This window comes from Nocardioides sp. Leaf374 (genome assembly GCF_916862475.1).
Lineage (GTDB): Bacteria > Actinomycetota > Actinomycetes > Propionibacteriales > Nocardioidaceae > Nocardioides > Nocardioides kribbensis.
Genome location: NZ_CAKASO010000002.1, coordinates 1 through 19148, shown reverse-complemented (window position 1 = coordinate 19148; position 19148 = coordinate 1). Strand labels below are relative to the sequence as shown.

At 75.5% G+C, this 19148-nt stretch carries 15 protein-coding genes, 1 tRNA gene and 1 other RNA gene; 10 read left to right on the top strand and 7 right to left on the bottom strand.

Going from position 1 to position 19148, the window contains the following annotated elements; translation table 11 throughout:
• Nucleotides 1–57: 57 nt before the first annotated feature.
• Nucleotides 58–1254, bottom strand: a complete 1197-nt coding sequence (locus LPA27_RS01155; RefSeq protein ID WP_228941200.1) for a pyridoxal phosphate-dependent aminotransferase — start codon at nucleotides 1252–1254, stop codon at nucleotides 58–60.
• Nucleotides 1255–1378: 124 nt separating this feature from the next.
• Between LPA27_RS01155 and LPA27_RS01150 the strand changes: the two genes are divergently transcribed.
• Nucleotides 1379–2890, top strand: a complete 1512-nt coding sequence (locus LPA27_RS01150) for a potassium/proton antiporter (RefSeq protein WP_056863146.1) — start codon at nucleotides 1379–1381, stop codon at nucleotides 2888–2890.
• Nucleotides 2891–2898: 8 nt separating this feature from the next.
• Here LPA27_RS01150 and LPA27_RS01145 read toward each other — a convergent pair whose 3' ends face one another.
• The 4 genes from LPA27_RS01145 to eccCa form a co-directional block, all read right to left on the bottom strand.
• Nucleotides 2899–3414: a LytR C-terminal domain-containing protein gene (locus tag LPA27_RS01145; protein ID WP_056863147.1), complete on the bottom strand. Its 516-nt coding sequence runs from the start codon at nucleotides 3412–3414 to the stop codon at nucleotides 2899–2901.
• A complete protein-coding gene (locus tag LPA27_RS01140) occupies nucleotides 3411–3728 on the bottom strand; it encodes a type II toxin-antitoxin system VapB family antitoxin (RefSeq protein ID WP_228941199.1) in 318 nt (105 codons plus the stop codon). Before LPA27_RS01140 ends, LPA27_RS01145 begins: the two co-directional genes overlap by 4 nt.
• A gap of 69 nt (nucleotides 3729–3797) precedes the next feature.
• On the bottom strand, nucleotides 3798–3953 hold the full coding sequence (locus LPA27_RS01135) for a hypothetical protein (protein WP_162242262.1): 156 nt from the start codon (nucleotides 3951–3953) through the stop codon (nucleotides 3798–3800).
• Between the two features lie 238 nt (nucleotides 3954–4191).
• Nucleotides 4192–8211: a type VII secretion protein EccCa gene (gene eccCa, locus LPA27_RS01130; protein ID WP_228941198.1), complete on the bottom strand. Its 4020-nt coding sequence runs from the start codon at nucleotides 8209–8211 to the stop codon at nucleotides 4192–4194.
• Between the two features lie 211 nt (nucleotides 8212–8422).
• Here eccCa and LPA27_RS01125 point away from each other — a divergent pair, with 211 nt between their 5' ends.
• The 6 genes from LPA27_RS01125 to LPA27_RS01100 all read left to right on the top strand — a co-directional run bounded on the left by LPA27_RS01125 (nucleotide 8423) and on the right by LPA27_RS01100 (nucleotide 15003).
• Nucleotides 8423–9793 carry a hypothetical protein gene (locus tag LPA27_RS01125; protein ID WP_056903199.1) on the top strand — a complete coding sequence of 457 codons (1371 nt, stop codon included), beginning with the start codon at nucleotides 8423–8425 and terminating at the stop codon, nucleotides 9791–9793.
• 269 nt (nucleotides 9794–10062) lie between these two features.
• Nucleotides 10063–10389, top strand: a complete 327-nt coding sequence (locus LPA27_RS01120; protein ID WP_056863150.1) for a WXG100 family type VII secretion target — start codon at nucleotides 10063–10065, stop codon at nucleotides 10387–10389.
• Between the two features lie 32 nt (nucleotides 10390–10421).
• Complete coding sequence (locus LPA27_RS01115) at nucleotides 10422–10718, top strand: WXG100 family type VII secretion target (protein WP_056863151.1); 297 nt, start codon at nucleotides 10422–10424, stop codon at nucleotides 10716–10718.
• A 199-nt stretch (nucleotides 10719–10917) separates the two neighbouring features.
• The gene (eccD, locus tag LPA27_RS01110) at nucleotides 10918–12270 is read left to right on the top strand and encodes a type VII secretion integral membrane protein EccD (RefSeq protein ID WP_056863152.1); all 1353 of its coding nucleotides are present in this window, start codon (nucleotides 10918–10920) and stop codon (nucleotides 12268–12270) included.
• 4 nt (nucleotides 12271–12274) lie between these two features.
• Nucleotides 12275–13687 (top strand): type VII secretion protein EccB, encoded by a 1413-nt coding sequence (locus LPA27_RS01105; RefSeq protein WP_056863153.1) that lies wholly within the window; start codon nucleotides 12275–12277, stop codon nucleotides 13685–13687.
• Nucleotides 13684–15003 carry a S8/S53 family peptidase gene (locus LPA27_RS01100; protein WP_228941197.1) on the top strand — a complete coding sequence of 440 codons (1320 nt, stop codon included), beginning with the start codon at nucleotides 13684–13686 and terminating at the stop codon, nucleotides 15001–15003. Before LPA27_RS01105 ends, LPA27_RS01100 begins: the two co-directional genes overlap by 4 nt.
• A 57-nt stretch (nucleotides 15004–15060) precedes the next feature.
• Here the strand turns inward: LPA27_RS01100 and LPA27_RS01095 are convergent, their stop codons facing one another.
• A complete protein-coding gene (locus tag LPA27_RS01095) occupies nucleotides 15061–16224 on the bottom strand; it encodes a hypothetical protein (protein WP_228941196.1) in 1164 nt (387 codons plus the stop codon).
• A gap of 297 nt (nucleotides 16225–16521) precedes the next feature.
• On the opposite strand from LPA27_RS01095, the gene LPA27_RS01090 reads away from it, so the two are divergent.
• Entirely contained in the window at nucleotides 16522–17181 is a 660-nt protein-coding gene (locus tag LPA27_RS01090) for a hypothetical protein (RefSeq protein ID WP_228941195.1), read from the top strand.
• Between the two features lie 82 nt (nucleotides 17182–17263).
• On the opposite strand, the gene LPA27_RS01085 is transcribed toward LPA27_RS01090, so the two are convergent.
• A tRNA-Ser gene (locus tag LPA27_RS01085) sits at nucleotides 17264–17352 on the bottom strand.
• 139 nt (nucleotides 17353–17491) lie between these two features.
• Between LPA27_RS01085 and ffs the strand changes: the two genes are divergently transcribed.
• An RNA gene (gene ffs / locus LPA27_RS01080) (signal recognition particle sRNA small type) lies at nucleotides 17492–17582 on the top strand.
• Between the two features lie 103 nt (nucleotides 17583–17685).
• The coding region (locus LPA27_RS01075) for a DNA polymerase III subunit gamma and tau (protein ID WP_228941194.1) at nucleotides 17686–19148 on the top strand (1463 nt) is incomplete at its 3' end.

Genomic DNA, 19148 nt, shown 5'->3' with positions numbered 1-19148 from the left:
GGGCGGTGGGCCGGGTGCCGTGGCAGGACCGTGCCCGACCTCGACGGCGCGGAAACGTCACGGGCGCAGGGCTGTGGAGAGCCGGGCTAGGCCCTCCTCGACCACGGCGGTGGGGCCGGCGAAGCTCAGCCGCACCGAGCGGTGGCCCTCGACCACGTCGAAGTCGACGCCCGGGGCCACGCCCACGCCGGTGCGGGCGAGCAGGTCGCGGGCGAAGGTCATGGAGTCGTCGGTGAGGTGGGAGACGTCGGCGTAGACGTAGAACGCCCCGTCGGCGGGCGCGAGGCGGCTCAGTCCCAGCCGCGGCAGCCCGTCGAGCAGCAGCCGCCGGTTGTGGGCGTAGCGCTCCACGTGGGCGTCGAGCTCGGCGTAGGTCTCCTCGGTGAAGGCCGCGAGGCACGCACGCTGGGCGAGCACGGGCGGGCAGATGGTGAAGTTGCCGGTGAGCACGTCGACGGCGCGCCGCAGGTCGCGCGGCACGAGCATCCAGCCGATGCGCCACCCGGTCATGGAGAAGTACTTGCTGAAGCTGGAGAAGACCACGGCCTGGCGGCTGGTCTCCCACGCCGAGCGGGCCAGCCGGGCCTGCGGGCCCTGCTCGAGCGGGGCGTACTCGATGCCGTGGTAGATCTCGTCGGAGATCAGCCGCACCCCGTGCTCCTCGGCCCAGCGGGCCAGGGCGGCGAGCTCCTCGGGCAGCAGCATGGTGCCGGTGGGGTTGGCGGGGCTGGCCACCACCAGGCCCGAGAGCCCCACCTCGGCGTGCAGCGCGTCGAGCTGCTCGACCGTGGGCTGGAAGCGGGTCTCCGGGCCGGTCGCCACCTCGACGACCTCGCAGCCGAGCGCCGTGAGCACGTTGCGGTAGCAGGGGTAGCCCGGGCGCGCGATCGCCACGCGGTCGCCGTGCTCGAAGGCGGCGAGGAAGGCGAGCAGGAAGCCGCCGCTGCTCCCGGTGGTGACGACGACGTCGTCGGCCTCGACGTCGATGCCGTGGGTGCGCCGGTGGTGGCCCGCGATGGCCTCGCGCAGCTCCAGCACCCCGGTGGCCGGGGTGTAGCCCAGCGGGTCGCCCGACCCGAGCAGCCGCACGGCCTCGGCGGCGACCGGGCCGGGGGCGCCGGTGCTGGGCTGGCCGGCCAGCAGGTCGACGAGGTCGCCGTGGGTGCGCCGGCGCTCCGCCGCCGCGGCCAGCATGTCCATCACGTGGAAGGGGGGTACGGCGGCGCGGCTGGCCACCTGCATCCGGTCGGTCACCCTGCGACCCTAGAAGGGGACCCCAGTGGGGACCCTGGAGGGCGTCCGGGAGCGGTCGCGGCGCTCCGCGGCGGCCTCCCGCGCCGATAGACTGCGTGCCCGCCACCCCACGCGCAGAGGTGACATGACCTTCGACGTCCACCAGCTCGACCAGTTCGTGCTGGTCGGCTCGGCCGTCACGCTCCTGGCGATCCTGGCCGTGCGGATCTCCTCGCGCGCCGGGCTGCCCAGCCTGCTGTTCTACCTGCTGATGGGCGTCGCGCTCGGCGAGGCAGGCCTCGGCATCGGCTTCGAGGATGCCGAGCTGGCCCACGCCCTCGGGTTCGCGGCCCTGGCCGTCATCCTGGCCGAGGGCGGGCTCACCACCAGCTGGCGCGAGGCGCGACCGGTGATGCGCCTGGGCCTGTCGCTGGCCACGGTCGGCGTCGCGGTCTCGGTCGCGGTGGTCGCCGTCGGGGCGCACTACGTGCTGGGCCTGCCGTGGGAGCTGGCCGTGCTGCTGGGTGCGGTGTGCTCGCCCACCGACGCCGCCGCGGTGTTCTCGGTGCTGCGGGTCGTGCCGTTGCCCCGCCGGCTCACCGGCACCCTGGAGGCCGAGTCGGGCCTCAACGACGCCCCCACGGTGGTGCTGGTCACCCTCATCTCGACCGGGGCGGTCGGCGAGCACCCGCCGCTGGTGGTGCTCGCGATCATCGTCTTCGAGCTCGCGGTCGGTGTGGCCCTGGGGCTCGCCGCGGGCTTCGGCGGCGCCTGGACGATGCGCCGCGCCGCCCTGCCCTCCTCCGGTCTCTACCCCCTGGCCGTGCTCTGCCTGACCTTCCTGGCCTACGGCGGCGCCACGGCGCTGCACGGCAGCGGCTTCGCGGCCGTCTACGTCGCCGCGCTCGTGCTCGGCAACTCCGAGCTGCCCCACCGCGCGGCCACCCGGTCCTTCGCCGAGGGCGTCGCCTGGCTGGCCCAGATCGGACTCTTCGTCATGCTCGGTCTGCTGCTCTCGCCGGGCCGCATCGACGCCGCGACCGTGGGTCTGGCGGTGGTGGCCGGGTTGCTGCTGACCTTCGTGGCCCGACCGCTGTCGGTGGCGGTGAGCGCCCTGGCCCAGCCGATGCCGCCGCGGCAGCTGGCCTTCCTGTCCTGGGCCGGGCTGCGCGGTGCCGTGCCGATCGTGCTGATGACCATCCCGCTGTCGGAGGGGGTCGAGGGGGCCGAGCGGCTCTTCGACATCGTGTTCGTGATGGTGGTGCTCTACACCCTCCTCACCGGGCCGACCCTGCCCTGGGTGGCGCGCGTGCTGCGGGTCGCCCGCCGCTCCGAGCCGCGCGACCTCGAGCTCGAGGCCGCGCCCCTCGAGCGGGTGGCCGCCGACCTGCTCCAGATCACCATCAGCCCGGTCTCGCGCCTGCACGGCGTGGAGGTGGGCGAGCTGCGGCTGCCCGTGGGGGTGTCGGTGTCGATGGTCATCCGCGACGGCCGGACGCTCGTGCCCGACCCGCGCACGGTGCTGCGACGCGGCGACGACCTGCTCGTCGTGACCCCGCGCAAGCAGCGCGAGCTCACCGAGGAGCGGCTGCGCCTGGTCAGTGCCTCGGGCCGCCTGGCGCGGTGGAGCAGCCCGGAGCAGGGTCCGCGGGGCTGAGCCGCCGGTCAGGCGTCGGGCGGCACGCAGACGGTGGCGTCGCCGCGGACCTTGACCTGCTGCTTGCCTGGCAGGAGCTCGTCGAAGTCGTCGCCGACGACCACGACGACGCCGTCGACCGGGGCGTCGCGGCGCACGACCTCGGTGTCGGCGCCGAGGTGGGTCCGCACCAGCCGCACCGCGGGGTTGGTGGGGTCGTCGGTCCAGATCTGGGCGCGGGCCACGTCGGCGTCGCCCGGCGCGTCCTGACCGCTGCCCCGGGCGAAGCCGGCGTCGACCAGTCCCTGCAGCGTCCGCCCCGCCAGTCCCGAGCGGTCGCCGGCGTTGAGCACGCTGACGAGGACCTGGGCGCTGCTCAGCGTCGAGCCGCGGGCCACGTCGGTCTCGACGCAGGCGCTCGAGGAGGCCTCGTCGGAGTCGGAGAAGGGGGCGGTGACGGCCGAGAGGCCCCACGCCGCCCCGGCCACGAGCAGGACGGCGAGCACGGTCAGCGTGATCGCCGAGCGGGCCTGGGCGCTGTTCACGACGGGGTACCCGCGCCGGTCCCGGCCACGGCGTGCACGCGCGCGTGCAGCACGGTGCGCTGCTGGAGCGCGGCGCGCAGCGCGCGGTGCAGACCGTCCTCGAGGTAGTACTCCCCGCGCCACTCCACGACGTGGGCGAACAGGTCGCCGTAGAAGGTGGAGTCCTCGTCGAGGAGCGCGGCGAGCTGGAGGGTGTCCTTGGTGGTCACCAGCTGGTCGAGGCGCACCTGGCGCGGCGGCACGTCGGCCCAACCGCGCGAGGACAGGCCGTGGGCGGGATAGGGACGGCCCTCGCCCACGCGCTTGAAGATCACGCCGCGACTATAACCAGCCCGACGTGCGCCGTGGCCGCGGCGAGGCGGCCCCGGCGCACCCCGGACGGGTCAGGCCGACCAGCGCAGCGAGTCGTCGACCAGGTCGGCGAGGGCGTTGACGCCCCGCAGGTCGGCGCGCTCGCCCATGAGGCGGGCGAGGGCCTGCGAGTGGCGGGTCTTGAGGTCGCGCTGCTGGCGCGCACGCTCGAGGTCCCGGTCGGACACGGTGGGGTTCTCCATCATCGGCCTCCCTGACTGGTGCCTGTCGGCGTGACCGGGACCCGTGTCCCGGTCGGAGGCTCCAGCGTGGGGTGCGTCGATGGCCGCACTGTTGAGCGCGGGTTACGAGCAGGTCTCACGTGCCGTGACGTACGACTCGCGGTCGACCGCGCCGTTCCGCCCCGCCCCCGGCCGTCGTGTGCTGCCGACGGTCGCGGGACGGGCGCGGGACGGGCGAGGGGCCCTACAGGGTGGGCTCGCTCCAGGCGTTCTGGATGACCTCGACGCCGCGGTCGCGGGTGACCAGGCGGGCCCGGCCGGCCGGGGCGGGCAGCGGCCGCAGGTTGCGGATGAGCGGCCCCTCGTCGGGGCTGCCCGAGAGCAGCATGCCCGGCATGGCCAGGTCGCGCAGCGACTGGATGACCGGCTCGTAGAGCGAGCGCGAGGCGCCGCCGGAGCGGCGGGTCACCACGACGTGCAGACCCACGTCGCGGGCCTGGGCGAGCATCGGCTGCAGCGCCTGGAGCGGGGAGCTCTGCTGCGTGGCGACCAGGTCGTAGTCGTCGACGAGCAGGAACACCTCCGCGCCGGCCCACCAGCTGCGGTTGCGCAGCTGGTCGGGGGTGACGTCGGGTCCGGGGATGCGGTTCTCGAGGTAGGTCGCGAGGTCCTTGAGCACCGGCGTGGCCTGGGTGGCCGAGGTCATGTAGTTGAGCAGGTAGTCCTCGGGCACCTCCCCGAGCAGCGAGCGGCGGTAGTCGACGAGGAAGATCTGGGCCTGCCGGGGCGTGCGGGTGCGCACGATCTCCTGGGCGTAGGTGCGCAGCAGGGCGCTCTTGCCCGACTGGCCGTCGCCGAAGACCAGCAGGTGCGGCTCGGCGTCGACGTCGAGCCCCACCGGGGCCAGCTCCTTCTCGTTGATGCCGAGCAGGATCGGCCCGCCGGGCTTCTCGGCCGCGGGGTCGACCTCGGCGAGACCGGCGAGGCGGCGCACCTGCTCGAGGTCGATCCGCTCCGGCAGCAGCCGCAGCTTGGGACCGGCAGGGCCGGTCCAGGCGTCGGCCACCCGGGTGATGAGGTCGTCGACCCCGTCGCCGAGGTTGTCGGCAGAGGCGTCGCCGTCGATGCGGGGCAGCGCGCCGAGGAAGTGCAGCTTGCTGCTGACCAGGCCACGGCCGGGCCGACCGGCCGGCACGAGGGCGGCCACCTTGCGGTCGATCTCGGAGTCGATGTGGTCACCCAGCTTGAGCTCCAGGCGCGTGCCGAGCACGTCGCGCATCGCGGCGCGCATGTCCGACCAGCGCGCGGCGCCCAGCAGCATGTGCAGGCCGAAGGTCAGGCCGCGCCCGGCGAGCTGCTGGAGCTCGATCTCGATGTCGTCGAAGTCGGCGCGCAGCGTGCTCCAGCCGTCGACGACGAGGAACACGTCGCCGTAGCCGTCGTCGGCACGGCCCTGGGCGCGGCGGCTGCGGTAGGTCTCGATGGAGTCGATGCCGTGCGCGCGGAAGTAGGCCTCGCGCCGGTCCACGATCCCGACGACCTCGGCGATGATGCGCCGGATCACGTCGGGCTCGGAGCGCGTCGCGACCCCCGAGACGTGGGGCAGGCGGGCCAGCGGGGTGAACGTGCCGCCACCGAAGTCGAGCACGAAGAACTGCGACTCGGTGGGCGTCGTGGTCAGCGCCATGCTGGTCACGACGCTGCGCAGCAGGGTGCTCTTGCCCGAGCGCGGCCCGCCGACGACCACGACGTGGCCGGCGGCGCCGGTGAGGTTGACGGTGAGCGTGTCGCGGCGCTGCTCGCGCGGGCGGTCGACGGTGCCGAGGGGGATCGTGAGGCCGGGCAGCTCGCGCCAGCGGCGCGAGACCAGGCCGAGCTCGGGGTCGGCCTCCAGGTCGCCGAAGAGCTGGTCGAGGGTGTCGGGCACGTCGAGCGGCGGCAGCCAGACCTGGTGGGCCTCGGGGCCGTGCCCGACCATGCGGTCGACCGCGATGTCGAGCAGGGACTTCTGCTGGCCCTCCTGCTTGGCCGCGGGCCGCGGTGCCTCCTCCGGCTCGGGCGCGCTCGGCACCTCGAGCATCTGCACCTCGGAGACGGTGAAGGGCAGGATCCCCTGCACGTGGCCGCCCTCGTCGCGGATCACCCGGGTGCGACCCGACGGCGGGCCCGAGACGTAGGCGGCCTTGAAGCGCACCATGCTGGTCGGGTCGGGCTTGAGGTAGCCCAGGCCGGGCACGGCCGGCAGCTCGTAGGCGTCGGGCACGCCGAGCACCGCACGGGACTCCTGGGCGCTGAAGGTGCGCAGGCCCACGCGGTAGGACAGGTGCGACTCCAGGCCGCGCAGCCGGCCCTCCTCCAGGCGCTGGGAGGCCAGCAGCAGGTGCAGCCCCAGCGAGCGGCCGAGGCGGCCGATGGCCACGAAGAGGTCGATGAACTCCGGCTTGGCCGAGAGCATCTCGGAGAACTCGTCGACCACGATGAAGAGCGAGGGCATCGGCTCGAGGTCCTCGCCGGCGGCGCGGGCCTTCTCGTAGTCGCGGATCGAGGCGTAGTTGCCGGCGGCGCGCAGCAGCTCCTGGCGGCGCACCATCTCCCCCGACAGGGCGTCCTGCATGCGGTCGACGAGGGTGAGCTCCTCGGAGAGGTTGGTGATGACCGCGGAGACGTGGGGCATCTCCGACATGCCGGCGAAGGTCGCGCCGCCCTTGAAGTCGACCAGCACGAGGTTGAGCTGCTCGGGGGAGTGGGTCATCACGAGACCGAGCACCAGCGTGCGGAGGAACTCCGACTTGCCCGATCCCGTGGCCCCGATGCACAGGCCGTGGGGTCCCATGCCCTGCTGCGCCGACTCCTTGATGTCGAGGTGCACCAGCCCGCCGCCCTCACCGTTGCCGATCGGCACCCGCAGCCGGTCGCGCGCGGGCCGGGCGCGCCAGGCCACCGCGGGGTCGAAGGTGTGCACGTCGCCGAGCGAGAGCAGCTCCATGAAGTCGGTCGGCCCGGTGATCTCGCCGCCGGAGGGCGCGGCGTCGCCGCCGGTCGCGGCCACCGTGTGCAGCGGGGTCAGGCGCCGCGCGAAGGCCTCCGCGGTGGCCAGGTCGCACTGGTCGGCGCGCGCCCGGATGGGCTCCTCGCGCAGGCGCAGCGCCTCCACCGGCACGCGGCCGTCGGCGCCGACCTCGCCGCCGAAGAGCAGCCGCAGGCTGCTGGCGTCGTCCATCTCGTCCCACCGCGAGGGCAGGTCGAGCACCGTCACGCCGTGCAGGCCGTCGGGCGGGATGACGTGGTTGCCCGGAGGCAGCGTGGCGCCGTCGAGCACCAGCAGCAGGTGGGGCGTGGCCGGCCGCTCGTCGGCCCCGAAGCGGGGCCGGTCGGAGAGGTCCTCGGGCAGCAGGGCCGCGAGGTCGTCGAGGGAGGTGCTGACCATGCGCATCGGCCCGACGGCGTCGGTGGCCCGCGGGCTCAGGCTGTGGGGCAGCCACTTGACCCAGTCCCAGTGGGCCAGGGTGCGCTCGGAGGCCAGGACCGCCACCACGAGGTGGTCCGGCGACTGGAACGCCGTGGCCGAGCAGATCAGCGCCCGGGCCAGCGCGCGGGTGGGGTCGTCGGGCCCGCACAGCTCGAGGCGGTCGAAGGCGCGCAGGTCGACCGACGCGGGGAGGTCGGGCTGCAGCCGGTGCACGACGAGCAGACGGTGCAGCGCCGAGGCGGCGGCCGGGTCGACCTGGTCGATCGGCGCCGACTCGGGCGGCACCAGCTCGAGCCCGAGCGGCTGGGCGCACACGCCGTACCGGACGTGGAGGAACTGGGGGTCGGCGGTGCCGTGCTCCCAGACCCGCGAGCGCTCCTCGGCGATCGCGGGCAGCGAGGAGGGCTCGGGGTGGTGCCAGGTCAGCGCGCGGCGCTGCTGGTCGGCGGCGTCGCGGGCGATCTTGCGCACGCCGGCGAGGTAGCGCAGGTACTCGGTGCGCGAGCCCGTCACGCTCTGGGCGCGCTGCTTCCGCTGCCGGTCGATCTGCACGACGATGAAGCCGAGGGTGGCGAAGAGGAACATGCCGGCCGCGATGTAGGAGCGCCCGCCGGTCTGCCCGCCCATGCTGGCCACCAGCACGATCGAGCCGAGGCTGCCGAGCATCGGGATCGCGTTCATCAGGACGCCGCCGGCGCCCTCGCTGTCCTCGATCTCGGGCGGGGCCTGCAGGACGATCTGACCGGAGGGCATCTCCGGCTCCTCGAGCCGGTGCCCGCGCAGCGTCGTGGTCAACGAGGTCCCCTCGGGGTCGGTCTGGCCGGGTGACGGGGCTCCGACCGGGCCGCGCCGCGCGACCGGGTGGGGTGGTCGGGCTGAGGTCCAGCGATGATAGGCGCCGCACCGCCGACCGACTACCCTGCGTGCGACCGGGCCAAACCGCCCGGGCACGCCCCCTGGTCCGGCGCCGGCCGGGGGGCCCGGGCGCCAGGCGCGTGGAGCAGCCGTGGCCGGAGCGAGCAGCAACGTCGGTGACAGCGTCGCGCTGACCGTGCACGGGCCCCGCGGGTCCCTCGACCTGGTCGTGCCCACGGCGGTCACCGTGCTCGACGTCGCCCGGGAGTACGCCACCCAGGCCGGCCTGGCCGACGTGCCGCCGCTGGGCACCCACCGCGGCGCCACCCTCGAGCCCGGCGCCTCCCTCGCCGGGTCGGGCGTGCGGGCCGGCGACGTGCTCGTCGCCCTCACCGCCCCCACCACGGCCCCCTCGCCCTCCCGGTCACGGCGCGGCTCCACCGGACCCTCCGACGCGCCCGGCGCCCTGGCGGTGGTCTGGCTGGCGCTCGCCGCGGCGACCGCGGTGCTGGCGGGGCTGCTCGCCACCCGCGCCGACGGCACGACCCGCGACCTCACGGTGGGGCTGCTGGTCGCCGCCGCCGTGGTCGGCGTGATGCCCGTCGGTCGTCTCGCGGGCCACCGTGCCCTGGCCGCCCCGGTCTTCGCCGGCGCCGCCGCGCTCGCGGTCGTCTGGGACCCCGAGCCGGCCCGGCTGCCCACGGTCATCGGCCTCGCCGCCCTCGTCGCGGCCCTCACCGCGGCGGTGGGCCGCTCGCTCGACCAGCGGCAGGAGGAGGGGCTGCGCGTCTGGATCGTCGTGGGCTCCCTGGTCTTCGTGCTCGCCACCGGCTGCGCGCTGGTCGGCTTCGAGCCGCCGGTGGTCTGGTCACTGCTGCTCGTCGTGGCCGTGCTGGCCCCCCGCTTCGTCCCCGCCTACGCCGTGGACGTGCCCGACCAGCTGCTCGTCGACCTGGAGCGCCTCGCCGTGAGCGCCTGGTCGGCGCGGGAGCGTCCGCGCGGGCGGCGCGGTCGCACCGTCGTGCGCCCCTCCGCGGTCGAGACCGTCGCCGAGCAGGGCGCCCGCACGCTGACGGCCTGGTCGGCCGCGGTGCTGGTGCTGGTCGCGGTCGCGGCCCCCCTGCTGCTGGCCTCGGCCACCCTGCCGGTCGACCGGGTGGGTGCGCGCGTGCTCGTCGGTCTCAGCGGCGCCGCCCTGCTGCTGGCGGCCCGCAGCTACCGCCACGTCGCGGCGCGGGCCCTGCTGCGGTGCGCAGGCCTCGTGTGCTGGCTCGTGCTGCTCGTCGCGCTCGTCGGGGCGCTGCGCGAGGGCGCCGGCACCCTGCTCGCGGTCGGGTCCGTGCTGCTGGCCGCGCTCGTCGTGCTCGTCGCCGTCGCGACCGGCCGGGGGTGGCGCTCGGCCTGGTGGTCGCGGCGGGCCGAGGTGGCCGAGGGTCTCGTGGGGGCCGGGGCGCTGGCCAGCGTCGTGGTCGCGGTCGGGATCTTCCGCGTGCTCTGGGAGAGCATCAACCTGCCGGGCTGACCCGTCGTGGGGACCCGGCGCGAGGGCCGCGCCGCCACGGCGAGCCGCGCCCGACACGCCGCTGCGGCCGGGGTCCTGCACAGGTCTGCGGCGGGCCAGGTTTAGCCCCAGGGGCCCCGGGTAGACCGATGCGTGTCCGCCACCGGCGCCGCGCAGGACGTCTTAGTGCTCGTCCCGCGTCGCTCCGGTCCCGGGCCCCGGACCACGGCACAGCGACACCCCCACCCCCGCGCGGCGAGACGGCCGCACCCCCGAAAGAAGGAGTTGGCATGTCCAACGAGTACGGCCAAGGCGAAAAGGTCCTCTCCCGCGCAGCCGGCATGGTTGCGGAGGCCAAGGGCGACTTCGACAACATCTCCAAGACCCTCATGGGCAACGTCGAGCAGCTCAAGTCCCAGTGGGGCGGCCAGGGCTTCCGCGCCTTCGACACGCTCTCGCAGGAGTGGCAGGCCAAGCAGAACAAGATCCTGAGCGCGCTCAACGTCTTCGAGTCCAACCTCCAGACCACGGAGAAGGACAACGTCGCCACCGACGAGTCGCAGTCCTCGACCATGGCGTCCATCAGCGCCGGCCTCGACGCCGCTCCCGGCGTCTGACCCCCCACAGACCACAGCAAGGAGACACAGCCATGTCGCTCGACGGAATCAAGGTCAACCACGCCGGACTCGACACCGGTGCGCAGGACCTCGCCACCGGCGTGAAGAACATCGAGAACCGCCTGCAGCAGCTCGAGGACGAGCTCAGCGAGCTCAAGGGCGCCTGGGTCGGCAACGCCCGCCTCGCCTACGACGACGCCAAGCGCAAGTGGGACCAGGCCATCCTGGAGATGAAGGACCTGCTCGCCCGCACCAGCAACGCCGTCGCCACCGCCAACACCGAGTACCGCGAGGCCGACAAGCGCGGCGCCGGCCTCTTCGGCGGCTGAGCCCAGCACCCACCCCGAGGGGGTCGGCACCGTCCGGTGCCGGCCCCCTCGTCGTGCCGCCCGCCCCCGTCGCGCGGCACCGCTAGCATCACTGCCGGTCTGGACCGGGGAGTCCGCGGACCACCACGGGGTAGACCGGTGGGCGATCGACCCAGCGCACAGCACCGGAGGGACCTCCGGTGAGGAGAAGGAGACGCCGATGAGCCAGGCGCCAGTGAGCGCGACCGGCCTGGTGCGCGTGACCGTCGCCTCCGGCACCCGCCGGGTCGACCTGGTCCTGCCCGGCTCGGTGCCCGTGGCCGAGCTCGTGCCCGAGCTGGCCCGCAGCGTCGGCCTGCTCGACGCCCTCACGGTCTACGGCGGCTACCGCGTCGTGACCGCGGAGGGTCGCGAGCTGGCCCCCGACTCGGGCCTGGTGATGCAGGGCGTCGAGGACGGCGGCCTGCTCACCGTCACGGCCGGCATCGACGCCCCCGCGCCCCGGGTCTACGACGACGTCGTCGAGGCGATGACCGACGTCGTCGAGCGCGACCTCAAGCCGTGGTCGCCCGCCTCGGGACGCCGCACGGCGCTGAGCGCCTCGGGGCTGCTGATGGCCCTCGGCGCCGTGGCGCTGCTCGTGCAGAGCGACGCCCGGCTGGCCGGCACCGCGGCCGCCGTGGTCGCCGCCGTGCTGGTGGCGGGCGCGGTGGTGCTCTCCCGCGCGCAGCGCGAGGCCGAGGCCGCCGTGGCCGTGGCGTGGATGGGCTGCCTCTACGCCGCCGTGGCCGGGCTGGTGCTCGCGGAGTCGGCGTACGACGCTCCCTCGGCGGTGGTCAGCGCCGGTGGCGCGGCCCTCGTGGCCGGGCTGGTCGCGCTGGTGGGGCTGGGGGAGGGGCGCACGCTGGTGCTGCCGCCGGTGGTGGTGGGGGCCGTCTTCGTGGCCACCGGCCTGCTGATCCGGGTCGCCGACCTCGACACGGCGGTGGTGCTGACCACCGCGATGGCCTTCGTCGTGCTGGCCGGCAGCGTCTTCCCGTGGCTGGCCCTCGGGCTGACCGGCACCACCGTCGAGCAGATCTACTCCGTCGCCGACATCACGACCGACCCCGACGAGATCGACCCCGTGCGCGTGAGCGCCGACGCCCGCGTGGCCCACGAGATCCTGGTGGCCATCTCGGCCACGGTGGGCCTGCTGCTGGTGCTGGTCGTGCCGCTGGCGGTCGGGCTCGGCCTGTCCGGCACCCTGCTGGCCGTGGTGGCCTGCCTCGTGGTCATGCTCCGCACCCGCCAGTACCGCACCGGCTCCGAGGTGCTGGTCGGCCTGGTCAGCGGCATCGTGGGGCTCGGCGCGGTCGCGCTCTCGCTGATGTACCTCCAGCCCGAGTGGCGGCCCACGACCGCGGTCGTCCTGGCCGCCGCGGGCGCCGTGCTGCTGGCGGTGACCCTCCTGCCCCGCACCCCGTCGGTGCGCGGCGGCCGTTTCGGCGACGTGGTCGAGACCGTGGCGCTGCTGGCGATGCTCCCGCTGCTGGTGCTGGCCAGCGGCCTGTTCTCCTCGATCACGGGCTGACCCGGTGGCGACCAAGAAGGACCTCGTCGAGGCCCACGCCTTCAGCCGGCGCCGGCTCGTCACCGCCTTCGTCTCCGGCGCCCCCGGCGGCCGCGAGGTCGAGCCGGCGCGGCCGGGCCGCACCCTCATCGGCGGCGCGGCGCTCGCCGTGCTCCTGGTGGCCGGTGCCGCCATCACGGGCATCTTCACCGACCGCACCCCCGAGGGCTGGGACGAGCCGGGGCTGCTGATCTCCGAGGACGAGGGAGCCTCCTACGTCGTGCTCCTCGACGGCGAGGGCAACCCCGAGGCGCGCCCGGTCGACAACGTGGTCTCCGCGCGCCTGGCGCTGCAGGGGCAGCTCGACGAGCCCACCACGATCGCCCAGGACACCATCGACACGCTGCCGCTCGGGCCGGAGATCGGCATCCTCCAGGGGCCCGAGACGCTGCCGGGCTCCGACGAGATGGTCGAGAGCGGGTGGACGGCCTGCACCGGCCCGGCCAAGGCGCTCCAGGTCGACGTCTCCGCTCGACCCGACGCCACCCCGATCGGCGAGGGCCAGGCCTTCGTGGTCAAGAGCGAGGGCGAGGTCTGGGTGGTCGCGACCGCCCCGGCCACCGTCGACACCCCGGCCCAGGCCTACCGGTACCTGCTGTCGATGGACAACGGCCGCGACTTCTTCCTCAACGAGTTCGGGCTCTCCACCCAGGCCCAGGCCACCGCGGTCAGCGGCGACTGGCTGCAGCTCTTCCCCGAGGGCGACCCCCTCGACCTCGACTCCTTCGACGTCGGCGAGGTCGGCGGCGAGGTGCCCGGGCTCTCCCGCGCCGAGGGCGTGGCGGGCGACTACGTCGCCACCGACGACGGTGGCGGCTACGTCCTCACCAGCGACGGCCCCGGCCTGCTCGACCCCTTCGCGCTCGCCGTCTACGCCAACGCCGCGCGCGGCACCGACCGCGAGCCGCTCGACATCGCTCCGCCCGACGTGGACCAGAACCGCGACGTCTACGCCGGTGCGCGCTGGCCGACGGCGGCGCCGGAGCAGGCCGTGCCCAGCGGCCAGTGCGCGCTGCTGGAGACCGACCCCGAGGGCGCCCCCCGCGCCCAGGCCTACGCCGAGCCGGGCGAGGACGCCAGCGCGGCCGACCTGCCGCGGGCCGAGCGCGACGTCCGGGTCGAGCCCGGCGCGGGCGCCATCTTCGTGGTGGGCGACTGGTCGGGCGCGCCCAGCACCAGCACCTTCGTCGTCGACTCCACCGGCACGGCCTTCAACCTCGAGGGTCCCGACACCCTGACCTACCTCGGCTACGGCGACATGACCCTGCCGGTCGTGCCCGACGCGTGGCTCGACATGTTCGACACCGGTGTCGTCCTCTCACCCGAGCTGGCCCTGTGCCCGCCGCAGAGCGTCGAGGAGGCCACGGAGTGCGCGTGACCCGGCGGTCCGCCCGGGCCGGCTCGACGAGCAGGCCCGAGCGGCGGCACCGCTCGCGGGTCGTGGTCGGCGGGCTCGCCGTCACCGCGCTGCTGGGCACGCCGCTGCTGCCGCCGCCGGCCGGGGCCGCCAGCCCCTTCGGGCAGGGCTGCGACCAGGCCTTCGAGGAGGGCACGGAGGTCAGCGAGCCCCTGACCGGCGACAGCCTGCCCCTCGAGGCGATGGGCGTGCCGGCGGCGCAGGAGGAGCTCGCCGCCCGGGGCGTCGAGCCCGGGGCCGGGGTCACCGTGGTGGTGCTGGACTCGGGCGCCGTCGAGGTCCCCGCGGTGCCGGCCGGCGCCGTGCTGCCGAGCCAGGCGGGCGGCGGACGCCCGCTCGACCACCGAGGCACGACCTTCGCCGGCATCGTGGCCGGGGCGTCGTTCACCGAGGAGGGCGCCGAGCGGCCGACCCCGATCGGCATCGCCCCGGGGGCGCAGGTGGTCTCGGTGCGGGTGCTCGACGACGTCGACCCCGACGCCGAGGGCGTCGGGGCGACGACCGAGGCCCTGACCGCCGGGCTGCGCTCGGTGCTGCCGCTCGTGCGCGCCGCCGACCGGACGGTGGTGGTCGCGGTGCCCGTGGCGGTGCCGCGGGACCGCGCGCTCAAGGCCGCCGCCGAGGAGCTGTGGGACGCCGGGGCGATCGTGGTCGCCGGGGTCGGCGACCGCCCGGTCGTCGACGAGGCGCGCCCCGACAGCGCCGACGTGCCGCTGGCGCGGCCGTCGGCCACCGAGGACGCCGCCGACGTGCTGGGCCCGGCCGGCGCCGGGCACGTCGTGGGCGTCGCCGCCACCGACGTCGCCGACCCGCTGCGCTCCTCCGCCGTCGACGTCGCCGCCCCCAGCGTGGGCGCGTTGTCGTGGGCGGCCAACGGTGCCCCCTGCATCGCGCCGGGTCCCTCGACCACCATCGCGACCGCGGAGGTGGCGGGGGTGCTGGCCCTGCTGGTCTCGCGCTTCCCCGGCGACTCCCCGCAGCAGCTGGTCGACCGCCTGGTCGGCACCGCCGCCGGACGCGCCGACGTCGCGTCGCGGCTCACGGGGGCCGGGCTGGTGCAGGCCGCCGAGGCGGTCGCCCGGCCGCTGCTGCCGCAGCGCTCGGGCACCTCGGGGGAGACCGCCGTGGCCCGTGACACCGCCAGTGCGCTGGCCCCGCCGCCGGTGAGCGACCCGCTGGCCGGGGCGCGCGACGAGGCGCTGTGGTGGGGGTTGCTCGGAGGCGGCGCGCTCCTGCTCGCGCTGGTGCTGCGACCCGTGCTGGCCCGCCGCCGCTGACGGTCGGCCGGGAGCCCTGCCGGTCGGACGGGGCCGGCCGGGTCAGGAGCGGCCGGGTCAGGTGCGGTCGAGCTCCTGGCTCCCACCGGACGGGCTCGGGTCGGCCGGCGGGGGTGACGCGGGCAGCAGCACCGGCACCGCCGTGCGCAGGGCGGCGGGCAGCGCCGAGATCGTCACCAGCGCCACGAAGCCGCTGATCATCTTGTCGCCCAGCGACACCATCAGGTTGGCGACCGCGAGGGCGGCGAGCGAGGGGACGCCGAGGTCGAGCACCGAGTCGGTGACCATGTCGCCGCCGTTGCCGGTGCCGCCGTCGAAGCGCCAGACGAGGATGGGCACGGCCACGGCCGAGCAGGCCGCGGCCACGAGCACGTTGAGCCCCAGGAACCGCGGCAGGCTGCGGCCCAGGCCCCACCGCCGCGCGCCGTAGCCCCAGACCAGCGCACCGGCCACGTTGACCAGCGCGAAGGGCACCGACGAGGGGCCGCTCTCGGCCACGCCCAGCAGGTTGGTGGCCAGGCCCACCGCGGCGCCGCGCCACGGCCCGAGCGCCAGCGCCGCGATCGCGGTGCCGACCATGTCCAGGTGCACCGGCAGCTGCAGGAGCTCGACCAGCGAGCGGCCCAGCAGGTTGACGACGACGCACACGACCAGGAGCAGGAGCACCCCACGCGGCGGCACCCCCGCGCCGGCCCCGGACGACGGGCCGGGTCCGGACGGCGCGGGCGGGGGGTCGACGGGGCGGGCCGTGCCGTCGCCGCCCTCCGCGCCGTCCGCTGCGTCCGCCGCGTCCGCCGCGCCCGCCGCGTCGGGGGCGGAGAGCGCTGGGGGTGCCGGGGGTGCTGGGGACGCTGGGGGCGTGGGTGGCACGGAGGGTTCCGAGGGGTGGGCCGGGGCGGTCGGCCGCGGCCGCCGGCACTGCTCGACCCACGCGTCGACGCGCTCGTCCTCGGCGCCGAGCGCGTGGGCGATCTCGCGCACGAGCGGGAGGTTGACCCGGGTGCGACCGGTGCGGAAGGCGTCGTAGACGGTGGTGCGGGCGACCCGAGCGGCGTGGGTCGGCGTGCCCGCCGCCTCGCGGGCGCCGCTGACGCGGCGGGCGATCTCGGCGTACGACGGGTCGCCGACCCGGGCGCGCAGGGCCTGGAGCTCCAGGGCCAGACCGTCCCACCGCGAGGGGTCGCCCGACCCGCTGGGCCCCCCGGCCGTGTCCTGCTCCACCGATGGCCCCCCGAGTGACCCGACGACGTGCGGGCGCGCTCCCGGTGGGCCCGCCCGAGGCCGAAGCATACGGCGGTGTCGGGAGTCCCTCCGGCCCGCCGTCCCGGGCGCGGTCCGGCGTGCCGGGGGCCCTGCTGCGGAACCCGACGCTGTCCGGGATCGTCCGAGAAACCGCGTCCGGCCCCGCCGGGGCCCGACTCCGACGTAGAACTGCACCACTGACTCGTCTCCCTGCCCCCTCGCCTCCACCAGACCCGTCCCGGCGACACCGCCGCCCCGTCCGACGAAGGACCCCCCGTGCCGATCTACTCCGTGACCGACGACCGCGGCCGCACCCGCCTCGTCGCGTCGCTCGCCGACGCGCTGCGCCAGGCTGGTGGCAGCCGGCTGAGCGACGAGCAGCTGCAGCTGCTGCCGCCGGGGGTGCGCTCACGGCTGGCCGAGGAGGCGGGGGTGCGCACGGCGATCGCCGAGGAGTTCGCCCCCTTCGCCTCCCAGGCCCGCGAGGTCTGGGACGCCGCGGCGCGCGCCCACCGGGGCCGCTTCGAGGTGCTGCGCGCCTCGCTGCGCCGGCTCGAGACCGACGACGAGCACTACCGCACCGCCACGGAGGACGCCGCCCGGCTGGTGACGCACCCGGCGGTGGCGACGATGAGCGACGCCGACTTCCGCCGCGCCGCGCGGCTCTCGGCGAGCCGGCACGGTTTCGACTGGCAGGCCTACCGCGACCACTTCGAGTGGCACGTCGAGGCCACGGGCAGCCACCCGCGCTCGGCCGCTGCGGTGGTGGCCGAGATGGTGCGCGACACGGTCGCCTTCCACAACGAGGAGCAGATCGGACAGGTGCGTGACCGCGCCTCGCTCGAGCGGCTGCGCGACTGGGCCACGGTGCTGCTCGACACCGCCGAGGCCTTCGGGCTCGACGTCGACGACCTCATCCGCGAGAGCGCGGGCTGAGCGGGCCCCGGAGGCGGTGGCCTCGCGGGGCGACGGGTGCCGACAGACAGCGACGGCGCCGCACGAGTGCGGCGCCGTCGAGTGGCGGAGGATAGGGGATTCGAACCCCTGAGGGCTGTTAACCCAACCCGCTTTCCAAGCGAGCGCCATAGGCCACTAGGCGAATCCTCCGCGCAGGAGCGTACCCGTGGCGGTCCTCGCGGTGAAATCGCACCCCCGCGGGCGGCTCCGGACGGGCCCCGGGCCGGGACGGCCGGCCGGTCGCGGGCTCGTGTTGGCGCTGCTGCGGGCCTCACCTACACTCATGGCCAACCCCCCGTGTGGCGGCATCTCGCCGAACTCCCCCAGGGCCGGAAGGCAGCAAGGGTAAGCGAGCTCTGTCGGGTGCGCGGGGGGCCTTTTCATGCCCGCACGCGGAGGGCGCCGACCGCGTCCGCGTGGGTCGCTCCCGCGGTCGCGCCGCCGCCCGTGGTGGTTGTCGGAGCGGCCGTCTAGGGTCGGGGCGTGGACTCACCGCTCGCCCTCTACCGCCGCTACCGGCCGGAGTCCTTCGCCGAGGTCATCGGCCAGGACCACGTGACCGAGCCGCTGCGCGCGGCGCTGGCCAACAACCGGGTGAACCACGCCTACCTGTTCTCCGGGCCCCGCGGCTGCGGCAAGACCACCTCGGCGCGCATCCTGGCCCGGGCGCTCAACTGCGAGCAGGCGCCCGTCGCCGACCCGTGCGGGGAGTGCGACAGCTGCCGCGACCTGGCCCGCGGCGGCACGGGGTCGATCGACGTGATCGAGATCGACGCGGCCTCCCACGGCGGCGTCGACGACGCCCGCGACCTGCGGGAGAAGGCCTTCTTCGCGCCCGTGCGCAGCCGCTACAAGGTCTACATCATCGACGAGGCCCACATGGTCACCACGCAGGGCTTCAACGCCCTGCTGAAGCTGGTCGAGGAGCCCCCGCCCCACCTGCGCTTCATCTTCGCGACCACCGAGCCCGACAAGGTGCTGCCGACCATCCGCTCGCGCACCCACCACTACCCCTTCCGGCTGATCCCGCCGCGGCTGCTGTCGTCGTACCTCTCCCAGCTGTGCGAGCAGGAGGGCGTGCCGATCGAGCCGGCGGCGCTGCCCCTGGTGGTCAGGGCGGGTGCGGGCTCGGCCCGCGACACGCTCTCCGTGCTCGACCAGCTCCTGGGCGGCTCGGGCCCCGCCGGTGTCACCCACCAGCTGGCGACCGCCCTGCTCGGCTACACCCCCGACGCGCTGCTCGACGAGGTCGTCGACGCCTTCGCCGCGGCCGACGGCAGCGCGGTCTTCGGGGTGGTGGACAAGGTCGTCGAGACCGGCCAGGACCCCCGCCGCTTCACCGAGGACCTGCTGCGCCGCCTGCGGGACCTCGTCATCGTGGCCGCGGTGCCCGACGCGCCGGCGACCGGTCTGATCGACGTCTCCGAGGACCAGGGCGAGCGGCTGGTGGCGCAGGCCGCACGCTTCGGCAGCGCCGAGCTGACCCGTGCCGCCGACCTCGTGGCCGCGGGCCTCACCGAGATGCGCGGCGCGACCGCGCCGCGGCTGCTGCTCGAGCTCATCTGCGCCCGGGTGCTGCTGCCCGCGGCCGACCACTCCACCGAGGGCCTCATGGCGCGCCTCGACCGCCTCGAGCGCCGGGTGGCCATCAGCGGCACCCCCTCGGCAGCGGCCTCGCCGGTGCGCGCGGGCGCGCCCGTCCAGGACCGCCCGCACCGCGAGGCCTCCCGGGTCGAGCCGCCGCTGGAGCCGGAGCCGGTCGCCGCCCCCGACGCCGTCGTGCCCCGCATCAGCTCCGAGGTGGTCGTGCCCCCGGTGGAGGAGTCGGCCGTCCCCGGCACGGAGCACGAGCGCGCGCCGGCGCCGAGGCCGCGGCGGTTGAACTCGTACGGTTACGGAGTGGCTATGCAGTGGGACGACACGCTCGTCATAGGGGTCGCTTCGAG